Origin of the sequence: Chryseobacterium glaciei, assembly GCF_001648155.1 — a bacterium.
GTDB classification, from domain to species: Bacteria; Bacteroidota; Bacteroidia; order Flavobacteriales; family Weeksellaceae; genus Chryseobacterium; species Chryseobacterium glaciei.
Map to the genome: position 1 here is coordinate 3,164,165 of NZ_CP015199.1, position 26,414 is coordinate 3,190,578.

A 26,414-nucleotide genomic window follows, 5' to 3' on the forward strand; every position below is an offset into this window, starting at 1 on the left:
AATAGTAATGGCAACAAGTAACGATATAAAAAAAGGCCTTTGTATAGAATTCAGCAACGATATTTTTAAAGTAATTGAATTTATGCACGTAAAGCCAGGAAAAGGACCAGCTTTCGTTAGAACAAAACTAAAATCAGTAACCAACGGAAAAGTTCTTGATAATACTTTCTCTGCAGGTCACAAAATTGATGAGGTAAAAGTAATTACAAGAAAATTCCAATATCTTTATGATGATGAGAATGGATTCCACTTCATGAATAATGATGATTTCTCTCAGCTTTATCTTGATAAAGAAATGATTGAAAACTCTAATTTGATGAAAGCAGGTGAAGAAGTTACCATCATTTTAAAGGAAGCTGATGAGACGCCTTTGTCTGCAGAACTTCCTCAATCTGTTTACTTAGAAGTTATCGAAGCTGATCCGGGAGTAAAAGGAAACACTGCTACCAACGCTCTTAAAAACGCTATCGTTGAAACAGGAGCAAGAGTAATGGTTCCTCTGTTCATTGAAGCAGGAGACAAAATCAAAGTGAGTACAGAAGATGGTTCTTACTTAGAAAGAGTAAAAGAATAATTATTCAAAATAATAGGAAGCTGGAAGTATAACAACTTTCAGCTTTCATTTTTTATGGCAGCTATTTCCGCCTTCCGCTCCCAATCTTTTTTGGCCATTGCTTTTTCCATGCTAAAAAAGGATTTCCGCTCAAGTCGGGCTGCAATCTAAACTTGAAAACAAACCGTGTCAAGGTTTAAAACATTGACACGGGTGATAAAATTTAAACATCATTTAAAAATATGACGTTTCATCAACCACAAAAACTGAAAACTATTGCTGATCTTATCGGATCAAAATTCATCGGTTCTGAAGACTTTGAAGTATTAGGAACGAATGAAATTCACATGGTGAGACCGGGGGATATAGTTTTCGTAAATCATCCAAAATATTACGATAAAGCTTTAAATTCAGCAGCAACAATTATTTTAATTGATAAAGAAGTTGAATGTCCGGAAGGTAAAGCGCTTTTAGTTTCCGAAGATCCTTTCGGAGATTTTAATAAGATCAATACTCATTTTACGAGAATATATAACTTCACAGAAGAACTTCACGATGTTGAAATCGGAGAAGGAACAAAAATTCACCGTACAGCTGTTATCGGAAATAATGTTACTATTGGAAAAAATACACTTATTTTTCCTAATGTTGTCATTGGTGACAGAACTGTGATTGGTGACAATGTAATTATTCAATCAAATACAGTTTTAGGTGGTGATGCTTTTTATTACAGAAAATTAAACGGGAATTTCGACCGTCTGATTTCTGTAGGAAATGTTGTCATCGAAAATAATGTAGAAATCGGAAACGGCTGTACGATCGACCGTGGTGTTACAGATTCTACTGTTATTGGAGAAGGTTCTGTTTTAGATAATCAAATTCAGATCGGTCATGATACCGTGATTGGTAAAAAATGTTTAATTGCTTCACAAGTAGGAATCGCAGGATGCTGTGTGATAGGAAATGAAGTAACATTATGGGGACAGGTTGGCATGGCTTCCGGGAACAAAATTGCTGATGGATCTGTAATTCTCGGCAAAACCGGAGTCAACAGAGATCTTGAAAAAGGTACTTATATCGGAATGTTTGCAGAAGATTTTAAAACTTATTTGAAAAAAGAGGTAAAACTGAGAAATCTCAAATAAACAATTCTTAAGGTTTTATCTAAAATCAAAGAAAAATAAGTAAATTTGTGAGCATTAATAGAATAATAAAAATAAATTAAAACAACAATAAAATGTCAATTTTAGTAAACAAAGATTCTAAAGTAATTGTACAAGGATTTACAGGTAACGAAGGTACTTTCCACGCAGGTCAGATGATCGAATATGGAACAAACGTAGTAGGTGGTGTTACTCCAGGAAAAGGAGGTAGCGAGCACTTAGGAAAGCCTGTATTTAATACTGTTGCTGATGCTGTTGAAAAAGCTGGAGCAAACGTAAGTATCATTTTTGTACCACCTGCATTTGCTGCAGATGCTATCATGGAAGCTGCTGAAGCTGGAATTAAAGTGATCGTATGTATTACTGAAGGTATTCCTGTAGCAGACATGGTAAAAGTAAAATCTTACATTGCAGACAGAGATTGTAGATTGATCGGACCAAACTGCCCGGGAATCATTACTTCTGAAGAAGCTAAAATTGGTATTATGCCAGGTTTCGTTTTCAAAAAAGGAAAAGTAGGTATCGTTTCTAAGTCAGGAACTCTTACGTATGAAGCTGCTGACCAAGTTGTAAAAGCTGGTTATGGTGTTTCTACGGCTATCGGTATTGGTGGTGACCCAATTATTGGAACTACTACAAGAGAAGCGTTAGAGTTATTCATCAACGACCCAGAAACTGAAGCTGTTGTTATGATCGGTGAGATCGGTGGTGGTCTTGAAGCTGAAGCTGCAAGATGGTACAAAGCTAGTGGATCTACTAAGCCGGTTGTAGGATTTATCGCTGGACAAACTGCTCCTAAAGGAAGAACTATGGGACACGCTGGTGCAATCGTAGGTGGTGATGAAGATACTGCTCAGGCAAAAATGGAGATTATGAGAGAAAATGGAATCAACGTTGTAGATTCTCCAGCTGATATCGGTGCAACTGTAGCGAAAATTTTAGCTTAATTATAAAACCCAACATATGAAAAAACTTTTATTAGCCTCAGCTTTGGTACTTTCTACGTTATCTTTCGCCCAGATCGATTTCAGTAGCACAAGATTCGGTATCACTGCAGGAGGTAATTACGCCAGAGTAAAAAATGCTCACAACCCTTCAGGTCCTAGATTTACGATTCAGGCCGGAGCTTTAGCTTTAATTCCAATGGGAAAAGAAAACCAGTTTTTCTTACAACCTGAAATAGTATATTTCGGAGCTGGAGAAACCGGAAAAGATAAGGATGCTAAAAACAGACCGGGCTATGACGCTGTTTATGCAAATGATTATATAAGTGTTCCTATTTATTTCAAAGGATATTTTTCAGAAGCTGAATCAGAATTCTTTGCAATGGCAGGGCCTAGATTTAATTTTTTAATTAGTCAGAAAGTTAAGAACGCTCCAAGCACAAGACCTTATTATGATCCGGACGTTACTGATCCTAGTCTTCCTGGAGTAAACGGTAAAGCAGCTAGTTTTAACTTTGGTGTAGGAATTGGTGTCGGTTATAGCTACAAAAGACAGTTAGAATTTGCTTTGAACTATGACTTTGGTATTTCTAATACCTATCCAGGTCTTAAGAATGAGCCATTCGGAAGTACAAAAGGTAAATCTGAACAAGTTCTTAGTGCTAAAATAAGCTACATCTTTGAATAAAAAGATTTCATAAGAAACATAAAAAATCCCGGGAATTTTTATTCTCGGGATTTTTGTTTTATAATTTTTAATGTTCAGGATCTATAAATTATATTTAATTTGACTTAAATTTAATTCAAAAAACTGAAATTTGTTAATTAATCTGATCGACCTAGGAAGCTGTAGCGTTAAGAAAATAAGTTCTGAGAGCGTTAAGAAAATTCTAGTGTTTGAAGCGCGAACCCGATTTTGAATCGAAGAACAAATAGTAAATTTCGCGCAAGTTTAGAATTTTTAGTGAACAGAAATTATTTTTAGCGGAAGATTCCAGTCTTGAATTTTTGGTCCGTTTGCTTCAAGGCAAAAGGACATATTAAATAAAAATCTCTTTATACTTTTATCCTCTGACCCATTTCCAAAGCTCTTTCAAAGTAGCCTTATTTCCATACATCAAAATTCCTACTCTGTAGATTTTTCCTGCAAGGAATATCATGAAAACCGTTGTTCCCAACAATAATACAATCGACAAGGCTAACTGCCAAATAGGAACTCCAAAAGGAATTCGTGCAATCATTGCGACAGGTGATGTGAAAGGAATTATGGATAACCAAAAACCTAATGGACCATCAGGATTATTCATCAATGAAAAACTTCCGTACATACCCAACGTTAATGGTAAAATTGCAAATAAGGTGAATTGCTGAGTTTCAGTTTCATTGTCAACGGCAGAACCAATCGCAGCATAAATCGAGCTGTAAAAGATATATCCCAAAAGGAAATAAATGATAAATACTCCAATAATCAAAGGGAAATTAAGCTCTAATAAACTGTGAGAAACCTGAGTTGCAATCTGAGCAATATCCAATTTACTCATCATTTCTTCATTTCCACCGGGAACATTTTTTTGTATTGAATTAAAACCTGTATTTAAAACCAACGCACCAATAACCGACATCGTAATCCAGATAATAAACTGAGTCAAAGCAACCATCGTTACACCCAAAATTTTACCCATCATCAGCTCAAAAGGTTTCACGGAAGAGATAATAATTTCTACAACGCGGTTGTTTTTCTCCTCCAAAACACTTCTCATTACTCTCACACCATAAATAAGAATAAACATGAAAGTAACGTACATTAAAACCAGACTCAATCCCGTTTTCACCCCGAAACTAAGGTCAGAATCTTCTTTATTATTTTCTGAAACGTTAATTGTTTTTAAAGTAAAACCTTTATCAAGATTATCAAGTTGAGTTTCAGCAATTCCTAATTGTTTGATCTTTTCTTTTTTGATGACATTCGTGATATCAGAAATGATTCTTTGTTTTGTATCAAAACCAATCTTAGAATTAATAACCAACCTTGAATTTTTTTCCAGATCATCATAATTTTGACCGCTCAATTCAGGTAAGATTAAAATCCCGTCCAAAGATTCATTCCCCTTTAAGTTATTGATCTTCGACTTTTCATCAGCCGCAGAAACAAAAACATAATTAAGTTTATCGTTTGATTTTAACTGATTTTTAAATAATCCGCTTTTATCAACAACTTCAATAATGCTGTGCGATTCATTAGCCTTAAACATTAATCCGATAACTGCTCCAAAAGCAATAATCATAACGGGAGCCAATAAAGTTAATATAATGAAGGATTTTTTCTTAACCTGCGTAAGAAATTCCCTTTTTGTAATTAAAAAAATATTATTCATAATTAAGAGTTGTTGCTTACGGCATTAATAAATACCTCATTCATACTTGGAATTTTTTCATCAAATGATCTCACTTTTCCTACATTTACAAGATCTAAAATAATGTTGTTCTGATCATTTTCATTTTTTAAATCGAAAGAAACCAGATTGTTTTCATTGGTATAATTAAAAATTTCGTATTTATTTTTGAAAGTATCAAATTGAGTATCATTTACCTCAGAAAGAGTAATTTCAAAAATATTTTTCTTGAATTTTTCTCTTACGTCGAAAACTCTTCCGTCAATAATTTTTTTAGAATTATTGATCAATGCTACATAATCACACATTTCCTCCACACTTTCCATTCTGTGAGTAGAAAGAATAATGGTTGTTCCGTTATTTTTAAGCTCAATGATTTGGTCTTTGATCAAATTGGCGTTTACAGGATCAAAACCAGAGAAAGGCTCATCCAGAATCAAAAGATGCGGTCTGTGAAGTACAGTTACCACAAACTGAATTTTCTGAGCCATTCCTTTTGAAAGTTCAGAAAGCTTTTTTTTCCACCATTGATCAATATTCAGTTTTTCAAACCATTTTTTTGCTTCATTTAAAGCATCATTTTTGGTCATACCTTTTAATTCTCCAAAATAAAGGATCTGATCGCCAACGGTCATATTTTTATACAAACCTCTTTCTTCAGGCATGTAACCGATATCTCTGATGTGATTTTGATTAAGCTTTTCTCCGTTAATAAAGACATCTCCGGAATCAGCCTGAGTAATTTGATTGATAATACGGATGAAGGAAGTTTTTCCGGCTCCGTTTGGGCCTAAAAGACCATAAATACTCCCTGTTGGGACATGTATACTGAAGTCATCCAATGCGATCTTCTTACCTGCATTGTAGGTCTTCGTAATATGTTCAGCTTTTAGCATTAATTTGTTTTTCTATAGTTAGTATAAAAATATCCCGAAAGTTACGGAATAATTAAAACAGAATTAATGTAAAAGAAAAAATCCTGATGATTATCAGGATTTAAATTTTATTGTTTTACGATTTGAGTAACCTTTTGGGTATTATCGCTTAAAATGTAACGAATCAAATATTTTCCGGGTTTCAATTTTTCAATATTGATCTCTCCCGAATTCATATTTACTGTGTAATTAGCAACTTGTGTACCCAAAATTGAATAAAAAGTCACGCTCTTGACTCTTAAAGAAGAGTCCTTTGCCTTAATGATAAGGAAATCCTTTGCAGGATTCGGATAGGCAACAAGCACACCATCATCTGCTTTTTGCGAGATGGAACCAGGTTCTCTCAGTTGAGCTTTAAAATTGTTGGAAAATCCAACAAAAGTGCCTATAAATAGAAATAAAAGTAAAAGTTTTTTCATCAAATTATAATTTCTCTAGGTATTTCATAACAAAAGTAAATAATTCTATAATCACTTGCAATATTTTTTTATAGAACTTATACTAAATTTGCAGAAACTTATTCAAAAAGTATTCCAAAATGATACATTCAAGAAATAGAAGACTTAGAGTTAATGAATCTATGAGAAGCTTGGTAAGAGAAAGTATCCTTACAACTGATGATTTTGTAATGCCGATCTTCGTAATGGAGGGCGAAAACAAGGAAGAGGCGATCCCGTCGATGCCGGGTATTTTCAGGCGAAGTATAGATTTAACAGTAAAGGAATGTAAGGAATTATTTTCTTTAGGAGTAAAAGCTGTCAATCTGTACATGAAAGTGTCTGATCATTTAAAAGACAACACCGGAAAAGAAGCATGGAACAAAGACGGTTTGATGCAAAGCACGATTAAAGCGATCAAAGATGCTGTTCCTGCAATGATCGTGATGCCTGATGTAGCTTTAGACCCATATTCAATTTACGGTCACGACGGAATTATAGAAAACGGAAAGATTGTAAATGATGCTACCAACAATGCATTGGCAAGAATGTCTGTGTCACATGCTGAAGCTGGAGCTGACATTGTGGCACCAAGTGACATGATGGACGGAAGAGTATTGACCATTCGTGAAGCTTTAGAAGATAGCGGATTTACAGACGTCGGAATTTTAAGTTATTCTGCAAAATATGCGAGTTCTTTTTACGGACCGTTCAGAAGTGCTTTAGATAGTGCTCCGACAGATGATGTAGAAATTCCAAAGGATAAAAAAACATATCAGATGGATTTTCATAATTCAAGAGAGGCTTTAAATGAAGTTTTTAAAGATATTGAAGAAGGAGCAGATATTATTATGATCAAACCGGGACTTCCATATCTTGATATTGTTGCTAAAGTTCGTGAAGCAATCGATCTTCCAATCGCAGTTTACAACGTAAGTGGTGAATATGCAATGGTAAAAGCAGCGGCTCAAAATGGTTGGTTAGATAATGACAAAACAATTATTGAAAGCTTAACTTGCTTCAAAAGGGCAGGAGCAGATATGATTTTTACTTATTTTGCTAAAGAAGCAGCGATTCTTTTAAATAAATAATCAAAAGCAATGATATAAGAAAAACACCTCAATTTGAGGTGTTTTTTTATGAAATATCAAAATCTTTTTCCTTTGTAAACTTAGCTGTAAAATGGGCTTGATTTCCTGAATTTTTAAAACAAAATATTTTTTTAGAATCAAATATCTAACAGAGTTGTCATCCTAAGTCCGTCGAAGCATCTATTAAAAAAATCATAAAACTTTTGAACACAATCTTTAATCTAAAATTTGAATTCAAAAAAACTTTATCTTTGCCACTATGATTTTACGAGGAGAAAACTTAATCAAAGAATACGGTCCCAAAAAAGTTGTAAAAGGCGTTTCTGTACAGGTTCAGCAGGGAGAGATTGTTGGGTTGCTTGGTCCAAACGGAGCAGGAAAGACCACGTCATTTTATATGATTGTAGGTTTGGTTAAGCCCACTTCAGGAAAGATTTTCTTGGATAAGCAGGAAATTACAACCGATGCCATGTACCGCAGAGCCCAAAAAGGAATCGGATATCTGGCTCAGGAAGCGTCGGTTTTCAGAAAACTTTCTGTGGAAGAAAATATCATGGGAGTTTTACAGTTAACAAACCTTTCAAAACGCGAACAGCAAATGAAATGCGACGAATTGGTTGAAGAATTCTCGTTACAGCACGTTCGTAAAAACAGAGGAGATCTTCTTTCGGGAGGAGAAAGACGTAGAACGGAAATCGCGCGTTGTTTGGCAACAAGTCCAAATTTTATCTTGTTGGATGAGCCTTTCGCAGGGGTTGACCCGATTGCTGTTGAAGATATTCAGAAGATCGTAAGAAGCTTGGTTGATAAAAACATCGGAATTTTGATTACTGACCACAACGTTCAGCAAACTTTGGCGATTACCAATAAAACATACATTATGTTCGAAGGAAAGATCCTGAAAGAAGGACTTCCCGAAGAATTAGCTAATGATCCACAGGTAAGAGAAGCTTATCTTGGTGAAAACTTCGTTTATCAGAGTATTTTAGATAAACCGAAGAAGAAAACTTACGCTTATAACATTTGGGCAGGAAATTTCGATTCAAAACCTCAGTTTCAAGGTTTTGTTGATGAAAATTTTGCTCAGTTTGATGATTTGAGATTAATGTATGGTTTTGAAGATATCAGCTTTGCATCGTTGGGGAATTCTGAAATTGAGCATATTTTCAAAGACGTTGTAGATAAGAATGCAAATAATTCTTTTGTTTTCCAGAGAAAAGAAATTAATTCTCAATATTCTTTAGAACAGGCAGAATCAGAATCAAAGGAAGCAAGCAAATCAGAATTGCATTATCTTACAACCTACATTTATGCAGGATAATTAATGGCTGATCATTCAAATATTGACGGAGATTTTAGTATAGGAATGAAAGTTTTTCTTGATAATGAATATGGAGTTATAATTGATTTAAAAATACATGAACTCTCAACAGTGATTCGTTGGGATACTCCAAAAGAAAAGGATATTGAAGATTGGTGTTCAATGTGGCAAACTTTTTTTGATATGGGAGGAAAAATTATAAATCAAAATCATCAATTTAAATACATCAATGATGATGGAAGTTTAAAAGATAAAATTTAAAATCAAGCAATCATTTGCTGAAAAATATAATAAAACGTACCTTTTCTCTTTGAAACGGTACGTTTTTTAGTTAAAATAATTCCTATGGCAAAACCTTTTAACAGAACAGTTACTTTATTTGGAATTTATCAACAATTGGTTCCCTTTATTAAGCCTTATCGCTTAATGATTTATGGGACTTTACTTCTCACTTTTTTAGGAGCTCTCGCAGCGCAGGTGAACCCACTTGTTTTGAAATATACGGTAGATGAGGTTACAAAACTTACGCTTTTGCCTCATCCAATGTCTGAGGGAATTCATGTTTTGGTTGTCATTTCCATTATTTTACTCGGGAAAGAATTACTAAATATTTTCATCAATTTCGGGCAAAAATTTTATGGTGAAAAGATTAGAATTAATGTAAGTTCGGTTCTGGCACAATCAGCAATTGATAAGATTCTGACATACCGAGTTGCCTATTTTAACGATGAAAATCACGAGTCAGGAAAATTGCAGATCAGAATAGACAGAGGAATTGAAAGTCTGACAAAATTAGTTCAAAACTTTTTTATCGACATGTTACCGTTGTTTTCTAATGCATTTATTGCATTGATTATCATGTATATGCAAAATGTATATGTTGGATTGGTTTCTACCATCATTGTGCCTATTTATTTTTATATCAGTTCATTACAGGCAAAAAAATTGGGCGGAGTTCGTCGACAATTACGAAATCAGCGCGAACAGAAAACTTCAGGTTTGTTGAATTTGATTAATTCGATTATGGTGATCAAAAGTTTTGTCCGTGAAAAATTTGAAGGTAAAAAGCAATACGATTTGCAGATGCAGTTGATGGAAAGCCAGATGTTCACCCGAAAAACTAACTTTATTTATGATGGTTTAAAGACTTTTATCGAGCAGTTTGGAGTAGTTTTAATTATCCTTTTAACGGTTTATCTGGTGTTGGATCAGCAGATGACAATTGGTGCCATCATGCTTCATATCATGCTTTTTAATAATGTTTCGGCTCCGATTCGTCAGTTGCACAGAATTTATGATGATATGAATGATGCAATGATTTATGCGGAAGGATATTTTGATATTTTAAATGCTGACGACGAAAAAGAACAAAACGGAACTTTTGTAGAAAAGAAAATTATCGGAAATTTTGAATTAAAAAATGTCAACTTCTCCTATCCGAACGGAACACAGGCTTTGCATGATGTTTCCATGAAAATAGAAAATGGTAAAACAACGGCTTTGGTTGGTTTGAGTGGAGCTGGAAAATCAACGATTATCAATCTTTTATGTAAATTTTATCTTCCGGATTCCGGAGAAATTTTATTGGATAATGTTAGTTTAAATGAATTTGATAATACTTTTCTGAGAGACGATCTAGGTTTGGTTCTTCAAAAAAACCACATTTTTCAGGGAAGCATTGAAGACAATATCCGTTATGGAGACATGAATGCAAGTTTTGAAGAAATTCAGGAAGCTGCAAAAAAGGCGTACTTGCACGAACAGATTTTAGACTTACCACAGCAATATCAGCACGATGCAACCCAGCTTTCGGGAGGTCAGCAACAGAGAATTGCCATCGCAAGATTATTTTTGAAAAATCCACCGATTATTTTCCTTGATGAACCAACAGCAAGTTTAGATGCCATCGCAACCGAACAGATCAAAAACTCCTTGGATGCTATAAAAGAGGGACGAACGGTGATTATTATTTCACATTCTTTGTCTCAAATTTTAGATTCAGATAAAATTTATGTGATGAAAAAAGGTAGAGTTGTCGAAAGCGGAACTCACAATGAATTGGTGCAAACCAACGGAACTTACCGCGAGATTTTTGATGCCTCCGCAAGAAGTTTAAATCTTGATAAACTGATGAATACTTTTAAAGATAATTAATCAACTTTATTTAAAAAAGGTTAGTATTAGCATTGTCATCCTGAGCGTAGTCGAAGGATCTGTTAAAATTATTAATATTAGATTTGTCGAACTAAAATGAACGACCACTATCTCAAAAAACTCGACAGAGTAACAGCGATTCTCACTCAACTTCAATCAAAACCGATTGTAAGAGCTCAAGATTTGGCTTCAAAATTTGATGTCAGCGTCAGAACGATTTACCGTGATGTAAAAACGCTCGAAAATGCCGGAATTCCGATTATTGGTGAAGCGGGAAGTGGTTATTCTTTGATGGACGGCTACAAACTTCCGCCTGTAATGTTCACAAAAGAAGAGGTTTTGAGTTTTATTACGGCTGAAAAACTGATGCAGAAATTTTTACATCAAAGTTTAGGAAATCATTATCAAACGGCCATGGAAAAGGTGCGTTCTGTATTAAAATATTCGGATAGAAATTTAATTCAGAATATTGAAAAACAGATTGATGTTTATAATTATCATCCAAAAACAGTAGATAATATTCAAAATATCATCCCAATTATTTTGGAAAGTATCGCAGAAAAGAAACAGATAACGTTAGAATATGCAACTGTAGATTCCAAAGTTTCAATGCGAACCATTGAAGTTGTGGGTGTCTTTTTTGAGTTCAATTATTGGTATATCATGGCTTTTTGTACGTTGCGAAATGATTTCAGACAATTTAGAGTTGACCGAATTTTACAGATCATTAAAACTCAAAATCCTTTTCTGCAGGAATACGGTCAGATTAACGATTACAGACAAAATCCGAACGGAAATAAAACCAAAGTCAGACTTTTGGTTGATAAAAAAATTATCGGACATCTCAGTAATTCAAAAAAATATTATGGATTAATTGATGAGGTTGAAAGAGAAAATGGAGTAGAACTAATCTTCGAAACCGACTGGATCAAAGATGGATTTCCGCGTTGGTTGATTACCTTTGCAGATTATGCAGAAGTTCTGGAGCCTGAATCTTTAAAAGTAAGTCTGAAAGAATTGGTTATTAAAATTTCAAAAAAAGTATAAGAAAATATTTTACCAAATCGGTTGAAAAAACGAAAAGCTTTCAGAAATCCTGAAAGCTTTTTTGTTTGGAAATGATTGATCTTTTTATATTGTGCTGAATCAGCGATTTTAGTTTCAATAAAGGCATTAATGATCCTAAAATCTCTCCCAAAAAAAAGGGGGCTCAATTCCTAAGGCTCTTAAATAAGTATATCCCTGACCTCTGTGATGAACTTCATTATCAACGAAATATAAAATATTCTGATAAACGGGAAATTCATATTGTCCGAATAAATTAAAAGTTTCCTGGAAACGTTCTTCCGAAATTTCATTAAAATATTGGTTGATCGCTTGAGTTTCTTCGTCCCATTTTTTCAGGATTTCTTCTTTTGTTTTTGGGTTGAATGCTTCTTCATTAAAAGCTTCTTCATGTTTATTAACGATTCCTTTTAAAGCAGGTCCTCCGATGCTGATCAGCTCAACGGCCAATTTTGCAAACGGTCTCATTCCGCCAATAGAGAACTCGAATAATTCTTTTTCAGGGAACATTTCAATGACTCTTCTTGTTAGGTTTCTGTGGCCTTGCCAGTGCTCTAATAATTGCTCTGATGAGATAAATTGTTTTGTGATTGTTGCTGTAGTAGTCATAATTTTTAATTTTGTTTATTATTGTTGATACAAAGATATGACCAAGTAATGACAACAGTTTGTCAGTAGGAAATTCACATTTAAAAAATATTTTCTTTGTTGTAAAATATCATTCAATATTTCTCGTTCAATGTATATCCGATACATCACAAGATCAGACAATGTAACATATGTAGAGGTAGATAAATAATTTGAAGATGGCCGATTTTTTTAATCGGTCATTTTTTTTGTTTTGAGCTAAAATGGAGAATTTTATTCAAAGTGAATATTGAATTTTAAAGACAACTATATAAACTTCGACAAAAACCCTAGCCCAGATTGCAGAGAAAATCCTTTTTTGAAAAAAAAGATTGTAACGGAAAGCTGGAAATTGCTTCAAAAAACTTTTGAAATTTGTGTATTTCAGGATATTTTACTTTTTACATTCTATAAAATGAAGTATTTTAGTACTATGAAAATTTACACGAAAACAGGAGATAAAGGACAGACGGCTCTGTATGGCGGGACGAGAGTTTCCAAGGCCAGCGCAAGAGTCGACAGTTACGGAAATATAGACGAACTCAACTCATTTATAGGGATTTCTAAAAGTCATATCGAGGATGAAGAAGTGCTGAAACAATTGAAAAAAATTCAGTTTGATTTGTTTACGGTAGGTTCAGAAGCTGCCACTCCGGTTGATAAATTGATGTTGGCGAACGGGAAATCGCGTCTTCCATTAATTATTTCTGAAACTGAAGTTGAAGAATTGGAAAATTGGATGGATGCTTTTGAAGGAAAATTAGAACCTCTTCAATATTTTATTCTTCCTGGAGGAGGAAAATCTGCTACATTTTTACATGCAGCAAGAACAATTTGCAGAAGAGCAGAACGTTCTTTGGTTTTTTTAAATGAATCTGAAGAAGTGCGTCCAGAATTGATTAAATATCTAAACAGACTGTCGGATTATCTTTTTGTTTTGGCAAGATATATCTCTAAAATCAACAACGAAACGGAAGAATACTGGAACCCGAATGAAAGATAAAGTATTACTTTTCATCAACGGAGATCCTCCAAAATCTTTTCCAAAAATAGAAAATTATGGCTTGATTGCCTGTACAGACGGCGCTTTTCATTATTTAAAAAATCTGAATTTCCCTTTAGATAAACTGGATTTTATTTCCGGCGATTTTGATTCACATTCGGGTTCTGACGAAAATGTGTATGATGAAAAATTCATTTACACTCCAGATCAAGATAAAACGGATTTTCATAAAGCGTTAGAAATTATTGTAGAAAAAGGTTTTAAAAATGTTGATGTTTTAGGTGGAAGTGGAGGTGAACAGGATCATTTTTTAGGAAATCTTACCGTTGCTTTTGGTTTTAAGGATCAGTTAAATATTAAGTTTTATGATGAATTTTCGGAATATTATTTTGTTCCGAAAAAATCTGCTGTGAAAGGTGTGAAAGATAAAATGGTTTCATTATATCCATTTCCAACAGTTGAAAATATTACAACAAAAGGCTTGAATTGGCCTTTAACAAATGGAAATCTAAGCATAACTTCAAGAATAGGAACCCGAAATTTTGCTGTTGAAGACGAAGTTTCTGTTGAATATGAAAAAGGTGATTTGTTGATTTTTATTGGTAGGAATTATTTGTAAGGTTAAACACAAATTACATTATTTTTTTTACGAATAGACACAAAAAATTTCATCAATAGGAACGGGCTTTAGCCCGTTTACACAATAAAGAAAATACAATTGGCTTTAGCCAAAATCTAAATAATTTATATACAAACATCTGTGCAAATCTGTGTAATCCGTGGGAAATAAAAATGCAAAAATTAATTAAAATACCACTTCTCCTCATCTCATTATTCTGTATTTTCTCCTGTAAAGTACAGCAATTTTCCACGCCCGAATACGGTAAAAAAGAAACAAAACATCCAATTAAGATTAAAAAAGTAAACAATTTCCGAACTGTAGGAAATATTAAAAATTCTGATGGAAAAACCTTAAAAGAAGGAAAATTTTATCGAAGTGGAGATCTTCATAAGTTAAAAAGCAGTTCATTTAAGGAATTGGAAAAATTAGGAATAACGGAAATTATTGACCTTAGAAATTCAAAGGAGATTTCTCAAAAACCGGATCATCTTCCTGAAAATATGAGTTATAAAAATTATTCTGCTTTTGAAGATCAGGGAGATCAGTTGTCACAAGCTAAAAAATTAGTTTTAAAAGGAAAAGTAAACGGCTCTGACGCCAACAAAAGAATGTTGGATTTTTACAAAGATTATGTAACAGAAAATCCAGAAATAATAAAGAAAATTATTACAGAAATCCTAGAATCTGACCAGCCAATTCTCTATCATTGCACTGCTGGGAAAGACCGAACAGGAATTACAACAGCATTAATTCTCACCATTTTAAAGTTTGATAAAGAAACCATTTACAACGATTATCTTTTATCGAATAATTTCAGGAAAAAATTAATTTTAAAAAGACTGAATTTAGCAAATAATTTACATTTCATCTATCCCAAAATGGATTTAAAAGTCTTAGAAAAACTAAGTTGGATTGAAAGTAATTATCTTAATGCCGCTTTTGATGAAATTGATAAGAAATATGGCTCAATGGATTTTTATATTCAAAATGTATTGCAGATTTCTGAAGATAAAAGAAAAGAATATATCAAGAAGTTTACATATTAATAATTTGGTTTAAAATTTCACCGAAAATTGCTTGAAATTTATAATAATTTTAACACCCAAAAATCAAACTTTTTTAGCAATTTTGCATTCTTAATTCACTTGTCAAAAAATGAAAATAAAATACTCGGAACTTATTGATCAGACATTGTATTTTCCTACGGAAGAATTTAATGTTTCTGAGAACAATTTGTTGTTTCACGATATTCCTTTGATGGAAGTTGTTGAAAAGTTTGGAACGCCTTTAAAGGTAAGTTACCTCCCGAAGATTTCTCAAAATATTCAGAAAGCGAAAAGCTGGTTCAAGGAGGCCTTTGAGAAAACCGAATATAAGAAAAACTACAGATATTGTTACTGTACAAAATCCAGCCATTTTAAGTTTGTTATTGAAGAAGCACTAAAGAATGATATTTCTATAGAAACTTCTTCTGCATACGACATGGATATCGTAAAATCACTTTACAAGGAAGGAAAAGTAACAAAAGATATCGAAGTAATTTGTAATGGTTTCAAAACGGATGATTATCTGGCGAAAATTTCAGATATGATCAATAACGGTTTTGAAAATATCACGCCAATCTTGGATAATTACCGTGAGTTGGATAAACTTACAGAAAGTATAGACACAACTTTCGATATTGGAATCAGAATCGCTTCTGAGGAAGAACCTAAGTTCGAATTTTATACTTCACGATTAGGAATTGGATATAAAGATATTATTCCTTATTACAGTCAAAAAATTGCTGAACACCCGAATGCAAGATTGAAAATGCTTCACTTCTTCATTAATACGGGGATCAAAGACACAGCATATTATTGGAACGAATTATATAAATGTCTTCGTGTATACGCACGTTTGAAGAAAATTGCTCCGGAAGTAAATTCATTGAATATTGGAGGAGGTTTCCCTATCAAAACTTCGTTGCAGTTTGATTACGATTATCAATATATGGTTGAAGAAATCGTTTCTCAGATTAAAAAATTCTGTGAAGAGGAAGGAGTAGAAGAGCCAAATATCTATACTGAATTCGGAAGTTTTACCGTTGGAGAAAGTGGAGCGAATATTTATAAAATTATTTCTCAAAAACGTCAGAACGACAGAGAGAAATGGAATATGATCGATTCTTCTTTCATGACAACGCTTCCTGATACTTGGGCGATTTCAAGACACTTTATCATGCTTCCGTTGAACCGTTGGGATGATACATATGAAAGAGTTTTCTTAGGTGGATTGACCTGTGATTCAGATGATTATTATAATTCTGAACAGCATACCAATGCGATTTACCTACCCGTTTTCAGTGATACGAAGCCTTTATACATTGGTTTCTTCCATACTGGAGCATATCAGGAAACGATTGGTGGTTATGGTGGTGTTCACCACTGTTTGATGCCTCAACCAAGACATATTTTGATTCAAAAAGATGAAAATGGTGAGTTTCAATATGAAATTTTCCGTGAAAAACAGGAACCGGAAGATATTTTGAAATTATTAGGATACTAATAAAGTCATTGCGAGGAGCGAAGTGACGAAGCAATCTCATCAATAGGAATGGGTTTTAACCCGTTTAATAAATGAAAAATAATCAGTAGGCTTTAGCCAAAACTTATTAAGATAAATAAAAATAGCCATCAAATCGATGGCTATTTTCTTTAAAAATATTTTGATATTTTATCTAGTTCCAGTTCAATATAATCTGCAACCACAATATTTGCCAAGGTATAATCCTGATTTTTAGAATGTGGACTTCTATACGCTGCACAGAAAATATTCGCTCTGTGAGAAGCTAAAATTCCATTCGTAGAATCTTCAATCACCATACAGTTTTCAACAGGTTGTTTTGCTAATTCTGCCGCCAAAAGAAAAACTTCAGGATGAGGTTTTGATTCTTTTAAATCGGCACCGCTTATTTTTCCACTAAAATATTTATCTAATTCGAATTTTTCAAATACCATATTAATGGTGTTCATCGTTGCAGACGAAGCCAGAATTAAGGTAATTTCGTTTTCATAATAATGTTCGATCAATTGTTTGACTCCCGGAATCAAATCAAATTCTTCATCGTTATAAAAATAATCTTTGAAATAATCTCTCTTAGTTTTTGCGATTTCTTCGTAAGTCTGAGTTAAATTAAATTGATTGATTAATATTTCACAAACTCTTTTCGTTGAAGCTCCGGTAAAAGAAGTGTAAAGATCTTCTGAAACATCAATTCCAAGGTCGTTAAATGTTTTGAAGTAAGCTTTTCTGTGCAATGGTTCTGTATCTACAATTACCCCATCCATATCGAAAAGAACAGCTTTTAAAGGCATATTTTTGATTTTTTTTATAAAGGTAATGATTTTGGTTGGAAGCTTGAAGTTGGGTGGTAGAAGTTAAAATTGTAACGAAGAATTTATATTAGATGATCAAGAAACTTCCATCTTGAATCCTCCATCTTCCAACTTCTTTGTATCTTTGCAGGAATCATTTAATTTTTCAATAAAACATGAAAACATACGCAGGAATTCCTGAAGAAAATGCTTCATTGGAGGCTTCAAAAGTAGTATTGGTAACGGTTCCTTATGACGGAACCTCAACTTGGGGAAAAGGAGCAGACAAAGGTCCTGAATTGTTCCTTGATGCTTCTGAGAACATGGAACTTTATGACATCGAAACAGGAACTGAACCTTATTTGGAAGGTGTTTATTTAGCTGGAGAAATTACAGAAAAATCTTCACCTGAAGCAATGACAGAAGCTGTTTATCAAAAAACTAAAGAGCTTTTACAGAATGACGATAAATTATTTACCCTTTTCGGAGGTGAGCATTCTGTTTCTATCGGTTCAATCCGTGCGGTGGGTGAAAAATATGAAAACCTGACTGTACTTCAGTTAGATGCTCACACAGATCTACGTCCTGAATTCCATGGTTCTACTTCTAATCATGCCTGTGCGGTTTTTGAAGCTAACCAAAAGCATAACTTAGTACAAGTGGGAATCCGTTCTATGGATGTTGAGGAAGTTGAATATTTGCCAGAAGGAAGAGTGTTTTTCGCTCATGAAATTGCTAACAATGAAAATTGGGTGAATGATGTATTAGAAAAAGTTTCAGGAAACGTTTATATCACTATTGATTTAGATGCTTTTGATCCTTCAATTGCTCCATCAACAGGAACTCCTGAACCAGGTGGTTTACAGTGGTATCCAACACTAGAATTATTAAGAGGTGTTTTTGAAAAATGTAACGTTGTAGCATTTGATATTGTAGAATTAATGGATTCTCCTTATGCAAAACCAAGTGCATTCTTGGCAGCTAAGTTATATTACAAAATGCTTGCGTATTACCACATCAACCAAGACTAAAATTCCGCAAGATTCGGATTTTTTCTGCAAAGGATTTTTTGGAAATTTGTGAGGTAAAATAAAATGATATGTCCACACAAAATCAAATAGATTACGAAAGAATTGCCAAAGCGATAGCGTATATCCAGAGCAATTTTAAACTTCAACCGAATTTGGATGAAGTGGCGGAGAAAATTCACTTGAGTCCGGCTCATTTCCAGAAAATATTTACGGATTGGGCAGGAACAAGTCCGAAGAAATTTTTACAGTTCATTAGTCTTGAACATGCTAAAAATTTATTGAAGGAAGAAAAAGCGAGCTTATTTGATACCGCTTACGAGACAGGATTTTCAAGCACAAGCAGATTACACGATTTGTTTGTGAAAATTGAAGGAATGTCTCCGGCAGAATATAAAAACGGTGGAAAAAGCCTTACCATCAATTATAATTTTTCCGAAAGTCCTTTTGGAGAAATAATTACAGCTTCCACAGAAAAAGGAATCTGTTATATGGCTTTTGAAAACAATAAAGAAACAGCATTAGGGAATTTGATACATAAATTTCCTAATGCTTCTTTTTTTGAAAAACAGGACGCATTTCAGAAAAATGCCTTGTCCATTTTTAATCAAGACTGGACGAAACTCAATACCATCAAGCTCCATTTAAAAGGCACAGATTTTCAACTTAAAGTCTGGGAAAGCCTTCTCACAATCCCGATGGGAAAATTATCAACGTACGGAAATTTAGCCGAAAAAATTGGAAATCCGAATGCTTCACGAGCGGTCGGAACTGCGATTGGAAGTAATCCCGTGGCTTTTCTGATTCCCTGTCACCGTGTGATTCAATCTTCGGGAAATATTGGAGGATATATGTGGGGAAGCGAAAGAAAACAGTTAATTATTGGCTGGGAAAGTTCTCATGTTTATGCTGAGGATTCTATTTTACTTTAATTTTTTTTCCGCAGATCTCACAGATTTTTGTATCTTATTTTTAAGTTTTGGCTAAAGCCAATTGATATTTTGTGTATTTGAAAACGGACTAAAGTCCGTTCCTATTGATGTAAAACTTTGTGTTTATTTGTGAAAAATATTCGTGTAATTTGTGTTTAAAATATAGTTTTAAAAGTTATTAAGATGATGAGTCTATTCGAAGATATATCAGATTATCCATTAAATATTCTCCCCAACGACGGAACGGTTCATTATTACGGAACGGTTTTCTCCAAGGAAAAATCAGATTTTTATTATGATTATCTGTTCAATCAAATTCCATGGGAAAATGATGAAGCAATAATTTTTGGAAAATTGATTTTAACCAAAAGAAAAGTAGGCTGGTTTGGAGAAAAGCCATTCGAATATACCTATTCAAAACGAACAAAATTGGCAAAACCCTGGACTCCCGAATTATTGGAGTTAAAGAAAAAATGTGAAGAAGTTTCAGGAGAAACTTACAACTCTTGTTTGTTGAATTTATACCATGATGGAAGCGAAGGAATGGCCTATCATAGCGATGGTGAAAAGGATTTGAAAAAACACGGAGCGATCGCTTCTTTAACTTTCGGAGCAGAAAGAAAATTTTTATTTAAACATAAAACATCCAAAGAGAAAGTAGAAGTATTTCTTGAAAACGGAAGTTTATTGGTCATGAAAGGCGAAACACAGGATAATTGGCTTCACAGACTTCCACCAACTACAAAAGTGAAAACTCCAAGAGTGAATCTTACGTTTAGAACGATTGAAGAATAAATTTTTGACGCAAAGATTTATTTATTATTCTATAAACTTTAGTGAGCAAAGAAGTAATCAACAAAGTTGATTGAAGAAGCTGATATTAACATGAAGCTTAATCAGTGACTTGTCACAATTCTTTACTTCTTTAAATAATAAGTTTTAAATTTTAAAAACTTTGCGTTTAAAGAAAAAAAGGCTATTCAAATCCTGAACAGCCTTTTAAATTTTATTTCAAAACTTCAACTTCAATCGCACTATCATCAAAAACCTTGATAAACGCTTTTGTATAATCTTCCTTCGTTGCAAAATTTGAATTATCCATGAATTTCTGTGGATTAATTGCAAAAAGAGGAAACCAAGTTGAACTTATTTGTATCTGGATTCTATGTCCCTTTTTGAATGTATGAACCACATCTTGTAATCTAAAATTCACCGCTGTTTTTTGATTCGGAACCAAAGCTTCTGCTTTTTCTCTGGAATTTCTAAATTTTGCTGGCATAATCTCACTTCTTACCATTTGATGGTAGTTTCCGTAAATAACACCGTCTTTCTTTTCTACAGGTTTGAAGTCTTCAGGATAAACATCAATTAATTTCACAGCGAAATCTGCATCATTAGAAGTGGAAGCGATATTTAATTTTGCCATAATTTCTCCTGCGAAAGTCATATCATCCGTTAAAACATCGGTTGTGAAAGTCAAAACATCAGGTCTTCCTTCTGCGAATCTTTGATCTTCCGACATGTAATTTCTAGGTGTAAATCCATTAAAATCTTTCAGATTATCAGAGCTTAAAACCGGATTGTTTGGATCACTGTAATATTCTGATGAACCTTGTCCAGCAGACTTATTCAATGTTCCTTTGGATAAATAGAAATTAACTTTTTGTCCTTCTTTCGGAGGATAATTCGCAAATTCTCTCCATTTTTTTGCTCCTGTGTCATACATCAAAGCTTCCGGAAGTCCGGCATCCTGTTTTGTATTTCCTTTTAGATAATGATTGAAAAATTTAGTTTCAACATTTTTCTGATAATAAGTGGCGATGCTGTCACCAAAGTAAATTTGATTGTGGAAGTGTTTTCCTTCTTCACGTCCCCATCCGCCATGTGAGAAAGGCCCCATTACGATAGTGTTTTTGGCTTTCGGACTTGTTTTTTCGATCGTTTTGTAAATATTTAAAGGTCCTGAAAGATCCTCAGCATCAAACCAACCTCCAACGGTCATTACCGCGTGATTTACGTTTTTGAGATGAGGTAAAAGACTTCTTTTTTGCCAAAATTCATCATAGTTGGGATGGTTCATTATTTCGGTCATGAAGAAATTATTTTTATAATATTTCTCGTAACCGTCTTTCAAAGTTCCCATGTCTCTGTAAAATTTCAAACCATCTTCCGATGTTAGTTTAATCATTGAATCTGAATACCAAGCTTTGTTTTCAGCTTTAGTTTTCTGAACTCCAAATACAGGGAATGTTTTAAAATAACCTAACATAAATCTTCCGTTGTGAAGAAAATCATCATTCCAGAAATCTGAAATCGGAGCTTGCGGAGAAGATGCAACTAATGCCGGATGTTCAGCTAAAATCCCAACAGCAGTATAAAATCCGGGATAAGATGTTCCGTATTGACCTACTTTTCCGTTGTTGTCTTTGATGTTTTTTATTAACCAATCGATCGTGTCGTAGGTGTCTGTACTTTCATCGACATCTTTTTTGGTTTTATGATCCACTTGCGGAGTCATATTGGTGAAAGTTCCTTCACTCATATATCTTCCACGAACGTCCTGATACACAAAAATGTATTTGTCATTCATTAAATATTGATTCGGGCCAATTTTGGTTTTATATTCATTTTCACCGTAAGGAGCAATGCTGTAGCAGGTTCTCTGCATTAAAAAAGGATATTTTTTCTTATTTGAAATATCTTTCGGAATGTAAACTGCTGTAAAAAGTTTCGTGCCGTCACGCATCGGAATGTAAACTTCTTTCTTTGTGAAATTATCTTTCACAAATGGATCAGTCGGCTGTACGTTTTGTGAATTTCCAAAAATAAAAAAGAAAATAAATAGAATTGAAATAGGGATCTTCATGAATTTAATTTGCTACTAATTTAAAAATAAAAAAACTTTAACCGAACTTAAAAAAGAAATGGCTGGAAAAACTTCCAACCATTTACTATTAATTATCTATTTACTTGTCATTTTCTTTCCGGCAAACTTGTTGAGTTTCATACTTAATGAAAACATGATGTAACGTTTTAAGATCAAATCTTCACGATCTTCAAAATAAGCACTTGAAATAGTTCTTTTCACGCTTTGATTTTGATTTAAAACATCATAAACCTTGATTTTGGCAGTAAGTTGTTTGTCGAAGAAAGCATATCCCAAACTTGTATTCCAGAAATAGAAATCTCTTTTGAATCCGGGAGCTATATTTGAGTTGGTGTTGTATTCAAAATCATTTCCAATAACAAGATTGCTTTTAAAAATATAATTGGTGAGTTCAAGTTTTAGGGTTTGATGGGTTGTCTGTACCTTATCAATACTGTAATTGGTGTAATTTGAAGTATTGTAACCTATTCTGTATGATGGTTTTATGGTAAGTTTATCCTTGATTTCGTAGGTAAGATTTAGAGCGGGATTGATGTTATAGTTATTACTTGTGAAGTTTTGACTGTCAATAAACCCGCTGTTGTAGCTATAATTCATACTAAATCTTGGGTTGATGGTCAGTTTATTTTCTTTCCATTTAAAGGTTTTGGTGAAACCTCCTCCAAGGTTGAAATTTTTATTTCCACTCACATTGGAGTAGGTCACAAACTGCTTTCCTGACTTATCGTAATAAGAATAATTAATGATGTCATTATTACTGTAAGTGAAGCCGAAATTTATATAATAACTGATATTTTTTATCAGATTAGAATTATTGAAATAAAGATAGGTTCTGTTTGCCCACGTATTTTTCAGTTCAGGATTTCCTTGAAAGACTACCAACGGATTAGAAAAATCCTGATAAGGAGTCAGTTGTTCTGCAGTTGGAATTGTGTAATCCGCAGAATTGTAAATGCTTAATCTTTTATTGGGTGAAAATTCATAATTAACACCAACATTATAATTGGGAAGTACAAAGTTTTTCTGAAGGTCATATTGTTCTCCATTAAAAACAGAATTTACTTTCATATCTGATATGTCAAGATTAAATGAGCCCCACATATTGATCTTAGTTTTATTAAGAGCAAATGACAACTCAGGAGTAATCTGATTCACCTTTTGGTTCATGTTATTGGATAAAAGGGTATTGTAATCTGAATATTGCCCTGTATTTTCATTAAAATCATTAACATTTCTGATGTCGCGGTTTAGCTTTGAGCTATAACTCATATTAAGAGTTACCGTTGCCGAATCAGAAATGGGTTCTGTATATCCTGCGCTGAAACGATAATTGCTGCTCTGATTTTTGTTTTTAGCAAACTGATTTCTGATATCGTTGGCTCCTGTACTTTGGTAAAAAAGGGTTTGTGACCTGTTCAGATTATCATTTTTTGATTCAGAAATATTGGTGTCGATGTTTGCATAAACAACTCTTTCCTTCTTTTTAAATTTTTTGGAAAAATAAATGTTAGGACTAAAAGTACTGCTCTCAGATTTTGTGCTTGTATAAGAATCACTTTCATTAAGCAGAGTATTATCTCTAAACGTATTTGATTTCAAATTATTAAAGCTAAAACCTTCCGATCTTGAAAATGTTGGTGAAATATAAATGTTTGTCAGGGAATCCAGATCTATTTTTGCAGAAGTATCAAAATTATATTGTTTAGATTCATTTTCACCGTTGCTTTCGGAGTTGGTTTTTAAAGCATAGTCGGGAAGTAAAGTCGTTCTCGAAACTTTAGATCGCGTCTCCAGATTACTGTTGGAATGCATCAAACTTACGCTTTCAAGCTCTGCACCTTTTCCGAATTTATCGCTGTAATTTAATCCTATTGTCGTTGATTTTTGAATTCCTTTATTATTACCGCCGCCATCCGTATAATAGGTCGTGCTTCCTACGGTTCTAACGCTTCCGCCCTGCATCAACCAAGAATTTCGGCCATGACCCATGCTGTCAAAAACCTCATCATTGGAAAATCCTTGCGAGTTGATATTGTTTGATGATGCCAGAATACTGATTTTGGTATCATTTTTAAAATAACTTAAAAGTCCGCTTCCTTCATATCGTTTATCGGTTCCATATCCAAGCGTAAGTCTGGAAATCAATCCTTTATTTTTCTTTTCGTCAATATTAAAATTAATGGTTGCGTTATTTGATTTTGCAGTTTTTCCGGTCAGTTCTTCTTCTTTTGTTTTTGTTGTGGTAAACTGAATATTTTTAATGATATCCACAGGAAGGTTTTGCAGGGCAATTTTTCCGTCTTTATCAAAGAAAGATTTTCCATTGATCATGATTTGATCTACTTCTTTACCGTTGACGGTTATTTTACTTTCATTATCAATTTCAACACCCGGAATTTGTTTTAAAAGTTCTTCGATTTTACTGTCTGGACGAACTTTTATCGCTGAAGCATTAAACTCAATAGTATCTTTTTTGATTTTTACGGGGGAAACGGTAATTTTTACCTCTTCAATATTTTTGATTGAATTTTTATCGAGTTCAATATCTCCCAAAGACAGAGATTTGTCTAGCTTTTCAAGGTTTTTAGTGTACGAAATTAATTTATCAGCATCAATTTTTAATATTGAAGGTTCACTGAGTTCATCAGTTTTCAAGGAAAACTTGCCTTCTTTATTCGTTGCCGTGTAATTGACAATAGAGGAATCTTTTTGTTTGAGAAGATAGACGGTGGCATTTTCTACAGGTTTCTTTTCAAAATTTGAAACTTTTCCGTCGATACTAAATTTTTGTGCATTTACAAATGCAATATTAATGGTTAAGATAAATAATACCGCGATAATTTTTTTCATTCATGTTGTTTAAGGCACAAAAATAAAAAAAAACATCCCCGCAAAGGGATGTTTATAAGTTAAATTGAGTTAAACTTAATTTTTAAGCTTTCAAATATCTTGAATAAGCGTAACCTTCCTGTCCATCATCATTTTTCACTTTCCACCAATCATCAGAAGTCTGCTCGATCAACGTTACGTTAGAACCTTTTGCAGCTTTACCAACAACAGCAGCTTCTGTAGAAGGCTCTTGTCTGATGTTTAGGTTAGAATCTTCCGTTGCAACAGTAAGAGATGCACCAGCAGCAAGACCTGAAACCTGTACATCGATGTTGATATCTGATGCAGAATAAGTAGAATCAATTGCTCCTAAAGCATTCCAAACAGCATCTTTTGCAGCTGTGTTTGAAGCGCTTCCTGAAACATAAAGAATTCCATCTTGTTCCTGAACCTGAAGACTTGAAATTCCTGCTGACTGAGCTGCAGAAACTACACTTGAATATTTATCTTGTAATGTGCTCATTTCTAATTATTTTACTGTATAGTTATAATTTACTTTTCCAACTTTCAAAGCATCTACAGATTCTTTGATTTTTCTAGCCTGTAGAGAAGATACATTTCCTGTAAGCGTTAATTCACCGTTTACAACTTCAACTTTTACAGATGGGAAATCTTTAACAGCGTCCTGAACTTTCTTCTGAGCAGCAGGATCTACCGCTGAAGTAGTTTCAACTGCAGGAGTAGCCGGCATTGGAGCTGCAATAGTAGACATATCCATTACTTCTTTTACACCTTTTACAGCTTTTAATTGAGCGATCATTGCATCTTTAGAAGCCTGATCTGCGAAAGTTCCGCTTAAGTGAGCAACACCCTCTTTTACTTCAACAGAAGCGTTCGGATTAGATGTTACGATTGTTGTAGCTTGAGTCTGAAGGTCCGCATCAGAAACTTTCTTTTTACAAGAAATAGCTCCGAAAGATACTGCCATAGCCAATGCAACCATTGCGATAGTTTTTTTCATAGTTGTATATTTATTAATGTTGTTAATACAATCAAATGTAATAATAAAATTTA

24 protein-coding genes and 1 pseudogene are annotated in these 26,414 nt (G+C 33.6%); 16 read left to right on the forward strand and 9 right to left on the reverse strand.

Features of this window, described 5'->3' with window-relative positions:
- Nucleotides 1-7: 7 nt before the first annotated feature.
- The 4 genes from efp (at nt 8) to A0O34_RS14175 (ending at nt 3,348) form a co-directional block, all read left to right on the forward strand.
- On the forward strand, nt 8-574 hold the full coding sequence (efp, locus tag A0O34_RS14160; protein ID WP_066755657.1) for an elongation factor P: 567 nt from the start codon (nt 8-10) through the stop codon (nt 572-574).
- 221 nt (nt 575-795) lie between these two features.
- Complete coding sequence (locus A0O34_RS14165) at nt 796-1,698, forward strand: UDP-3-O-(3-hydroxymyristoyl)glucosamine N-acyltransferase (protein WP_066755660.1); 903 nt, start codon at nt 796-798, stop codon at nt 1,696-1,698.
- 92 nt (nt 1,699-1,790) lie between these two features.
- Nucleotides 1,791-2,663, forward strand: coding sequence for a succinate--CoA ligase subunit alpha (gene sucD / locus A0O34_RS14170; RefSeq protein WP_066755663.1), 873 nt, complete (start codon nt 1,791-1,793; stop codon nt 2,661-2,663).
- A 16-nt stretch (nt 2,664-2,679) separates the two neighbouring features.
- The gene (locus A0O34_RS14175) at nt 2,680-3,348 is read left to right on the forward strand and encodes a porin family protein (RefSeq protein WP_066755666.1); all 669 of its coding nucleotides are present in this window, start codon (nt 2,680-2,682) and stop codon (nt 3,346-3,348) included.
- Between the two features lie 376 nt (nt 3,349-3,724).
- On the opposite strand, the gene A0O34_RS14180 is transcribed toward A0O34_RS14175, so the two are convergent.
- The 3 genes from A0O34_RS14180 to A0O34_RS14190 form a co-directional block, all read right to left on the reverse strand.
- Nucleotides 3,725-5,035 carry an ABC transporter permease gene (locus A0O34_RS14180; RefSeq protein ID WP_066755673.1) on the reverse strand — a complete coding sequence of 437 codons (1,311 nt, stop codon included), beginning with the start codon at nt 5,033-5,035 and terminating at the stop codon, nt 3,725-3,727.
- 2 nt (nt 5,036-5,037) lie between these two features.
- A complete protein-coding gene (locus A0O34_RS14185; protein WP_066755676.1) occupies nt 5,038-5,949 on the reverse strand; it encodes an ABC transporter ATP-binding protein in 912 nt (303 codons plus the stop codon).
- A 107-nt stretch (nt 5,950-6,056) separates the two neighbouring features.
- On the reverse strand, nt 6,057-6,407 hold the full coding sequence (locus tag A0O34_RS14190; protein WP_066755678.1) for a T9SS type A sorting domain-containing protein: 351 nt from the start codon (nt 6,405-6,407) through the stop codon (nt 6,057-6,059).
- A 119-nt stretch (nt 6,408-6,526) separates the two neighbouring features.
- Between A0O34_RS14190 and hemB the strand changes: the two genes are divergently transcribed.
- From hemB to A0O34_RS14215, 5 genes and pseudogenes are all read left to right on the forward strand, one after another.
- On the forward strand, nt 6,527-7,516 hold the full coding sequence (gene hemB, locus A0O34_RS14195) for a porphobilinogen synthase (protein ID WP_066755679.1): 990 nt from the start codon (nt 6,527-6,529) through the stop codon (nt 7,514-7,516).
- Between the two features lie 259 nt (nt 7,517-7,775).
- Nucleotides 7,776-8,501, forward strand: a pseudogene (gene lptB / locus A0O34_RS14200) (LPS export ABC transporter ATP-binding protein); the annotation flags it as partial.
- 339 nt (nt 8,502-8,840) lie between these two features.
- Entirely contained in the window at nt 8,841-9,098 is a 258-nt protein-coding gene (locus tag A0O34_RS14205; RefSeq protein WP_228394296.1) for a hypothetical protein, read from the forward strand.
- A 165-nt stretch (nt 9,099-9,263) separates the two neighbouring features.
- Nucleotides 9,264-10,991: an ABC transporter ATP-binding protein gene (locus A0O34_RS14210; RefSeq protein ID WP_066759732.1), complete on the forward strand. Its 1,728-nt coding sequence runs from the start codon at nt 9,264-9,266 to the stop codon at nt 10,989-10,991.
- Nucleotides 10,992-11,087: 96 nt separating this feature from the next.
- The gene (locus A0O34_RS14215) at nt 11,088-12,038 is read left to right on the forward strand and encodes a helix-turn-helix transcriptional regulator (RefSeq protein ID WP_066755680.1); all 951 of its coding nucleotides are present in this window, start codon (nt 11,088-11,090) and stop codon (nt 12,036-12,038) included.
- Between the two features lie 135 nt (nt 12,039-12,173).
- Here A0O34_RS14215 and A0O34_RS14220 read toward each other — a convergent pair whose 3' ends face one another.
- Nucleotides 12,174-12,665, reverse strand: a complete 492-nt coding sequence (locus tag A0O34_RS14220) for a DinB family protein (RefSeq protein WP_066755683.1) — start codon at nt 12,663-12,665, stop codon at nt 12,174-12,176.
- A 451-nt stretch (nt 12,666-13,116) separates the two neighbouring features.
- Between A0O34_RS14220 and A0O34_RS14225 the strand changes: the two genes are divergently transcribed.
- The 4 genes from A0O34_RS14225 (at nt 13,117) to A0O34_RS14240 (ending at nt 16,855) form a co-directional block, all read left to right on the forward strand.
- Complete coding sequence (locus tag A0O34_RS14225; protein ID WP_066759734.1) at nt 13,117-13,686, forward strand: cob(I)yrinic acid a,c-diamide adenosyltransferase; 570 nt, start codon at nt 13,117-13,119, stop codon at nt 13,684-13,686.
- Entirely contained in the window at nt 13,676-14,305 is a 630-nt protein-coding gene (locus A0O34_RS14230) for a thiamine diphosphokinase (protein ID WP_066755686.1), read from the forward strand. The genes A0O34_RS14225 and A0O34_RS14230 overlap by 11 nt, the downstream gene beginning before the upstream one ends.
- A gap of 173 nt (nt 14,306-14,478) precedes the next feature.
- Nucleotides 14,479-15,354, forward strand: coding sequence for a tyrosine-protein phosphatase (locus A0O34_RS14235; protein ID WP_066755689.1), 876 nt, complete (start codon nt 14,479-14,481; stop codon nt 15,352-15,354).
- A 109-nt stretch (nt 15,355-15,463) separates the two neighbouring features.
- Nucleotides 15,464-16,855 (forward strand): type III PLP-dependent enzyme domain-containing protein, encoded by a 1,392-nt coding sequence (locus A0O34_RS14240; RefSeq protein ID WP_066755691.1) that lies wholly within the window; start codon nt 15,464-15,466, stop codon nt 16,853-16,855.
- Between the two features lie 149 nt (nt 16,856-17,004).
- On the opposite strand, the gene A0O34_RS14245 is transcribed toward A0O34_RS14240, so the two are convergent.
- The gene (locus A0O34_RS14245) at nt 17,005-17,664 is read right to left on the reverse strand and encodes an HAD family hydrolase (protein ID WP_066755694.1); all 660 of its coding nucleotides are present in this window, start codon (nt 17,662-17,664) and stop codon (nt 17,005-17,007) included.
- Between the two features lie 176 nt (nt 17,665-17,840).
- Between A0O34_RS14245 and speB the strand changes: the two genes are divergently transcribed.
- From speB to A0O34_RS14260, 3 genes are all read left to right on the forward strand, one after another.
- The gene (gene speB, locus A0O34_RS14250; RefSeq protein ID WP_066755700.1) at nt 17,841-18,695 is read left to right on the forward strand and encodes an agmatinase; all 855 of its coding nucleotides are present in this window, start codon (nt 17,841-17,843) and stop codon (nt 18,693-18,695) included.
- A gap of 68 nt (nt 18,696-18,763) precedes the next feature.
- Nucleotides 18,764-19,624 (forward strand): bifunctional helix-turn-helix domain-containing protein/methylated-DNA--[protein]-cysteine S-methyltransferase, encoded by an 861-nt coding sequence (locus A0O34_RS14255; RefSeq protein ID WP_066755702.1) that lies wholly within the window; start codon nt 18,764-18,766, stop codon nt 19,622-19,624.
- A 186-nt stretch (nt 19,625-19,810) separates the two neighbouring features.
- Nucleotides 19,811-20,419: an alpha-ketoglutarate-dependent dioxygenase AlkB family protein gene (locus A0O34_RS14260; RefSeq protein WP_066759736.1), complete on the forward strand. Its 609-nt coding sequence runs from the start codon at nt 19,811-19,813 to the stop codon at nt 20,417-20,419.
- A 211-nt stretch (nt 20,420-20,630) separates the two neighbouring features.
- On the opposite strand, the gene A0O34_RS14265 is transcribed toward A0O34_RS14260, so the two are convergent.
- The 4 genes from A0O34_RS14265 to A0O34_RS14280 all read right to left on the reverse strand — a co-directional run bounded on the left by A0O34_RS14265 (nt 20,631) and on the right by A0O34_RS14280 (nt 26,361).
- Nucleotides 20,631-22,490: a CocE/NonD family hydrolase gene (locus tag A0O34_RS14265; RefSeq protein WP_066755704.1), complete on the reverse strand. Its 1,860-nt coding sequence runs from the start codon at nt 22,488-22,490 to the stop codon at nt 20,631-20,633.
- Nucleotides 22,491-22,586: 96 nt separating this feature from the next.
- The gene (locus A0O34_RS14270) at nt 22,587-25,361 is read right to left on the reverse strand and encodes an outer membrane beta-barrel protein (protein WP_066755713.1); all 2,775 of its coding nucleotides are present in this window, start codon (nt 25,359-25,361) and stop codon (nt 22,587-22,589) included.
- 82 nt (nt 25,362-25,443) lie between these two features.
- Entirely contained in the window at nt 25,444-25,863 is a 420-nt protein-coding gene (locus A0O34_RS14275) for an SH3 domain-containing protein (protein WP_066755716.1), read from the reverse strand.
- 6 nt (nt 25,864-25,869) lie between these two features.
- Nucleotides 25,870-26,361 carry a BON domain-containing protein gene (locus A0O34_RS14280; protein WP_066755719.1) on the reverse strand — a complete coding sequence of 164 codons (492 nt, stop codon included), beginning with the start codon at nt 26,359-26,361 and terminating at the stop codon, nt 25,870-25,872.
- Nucleotides 26,362-26,414: the final 53 nt, after the last annotated feature.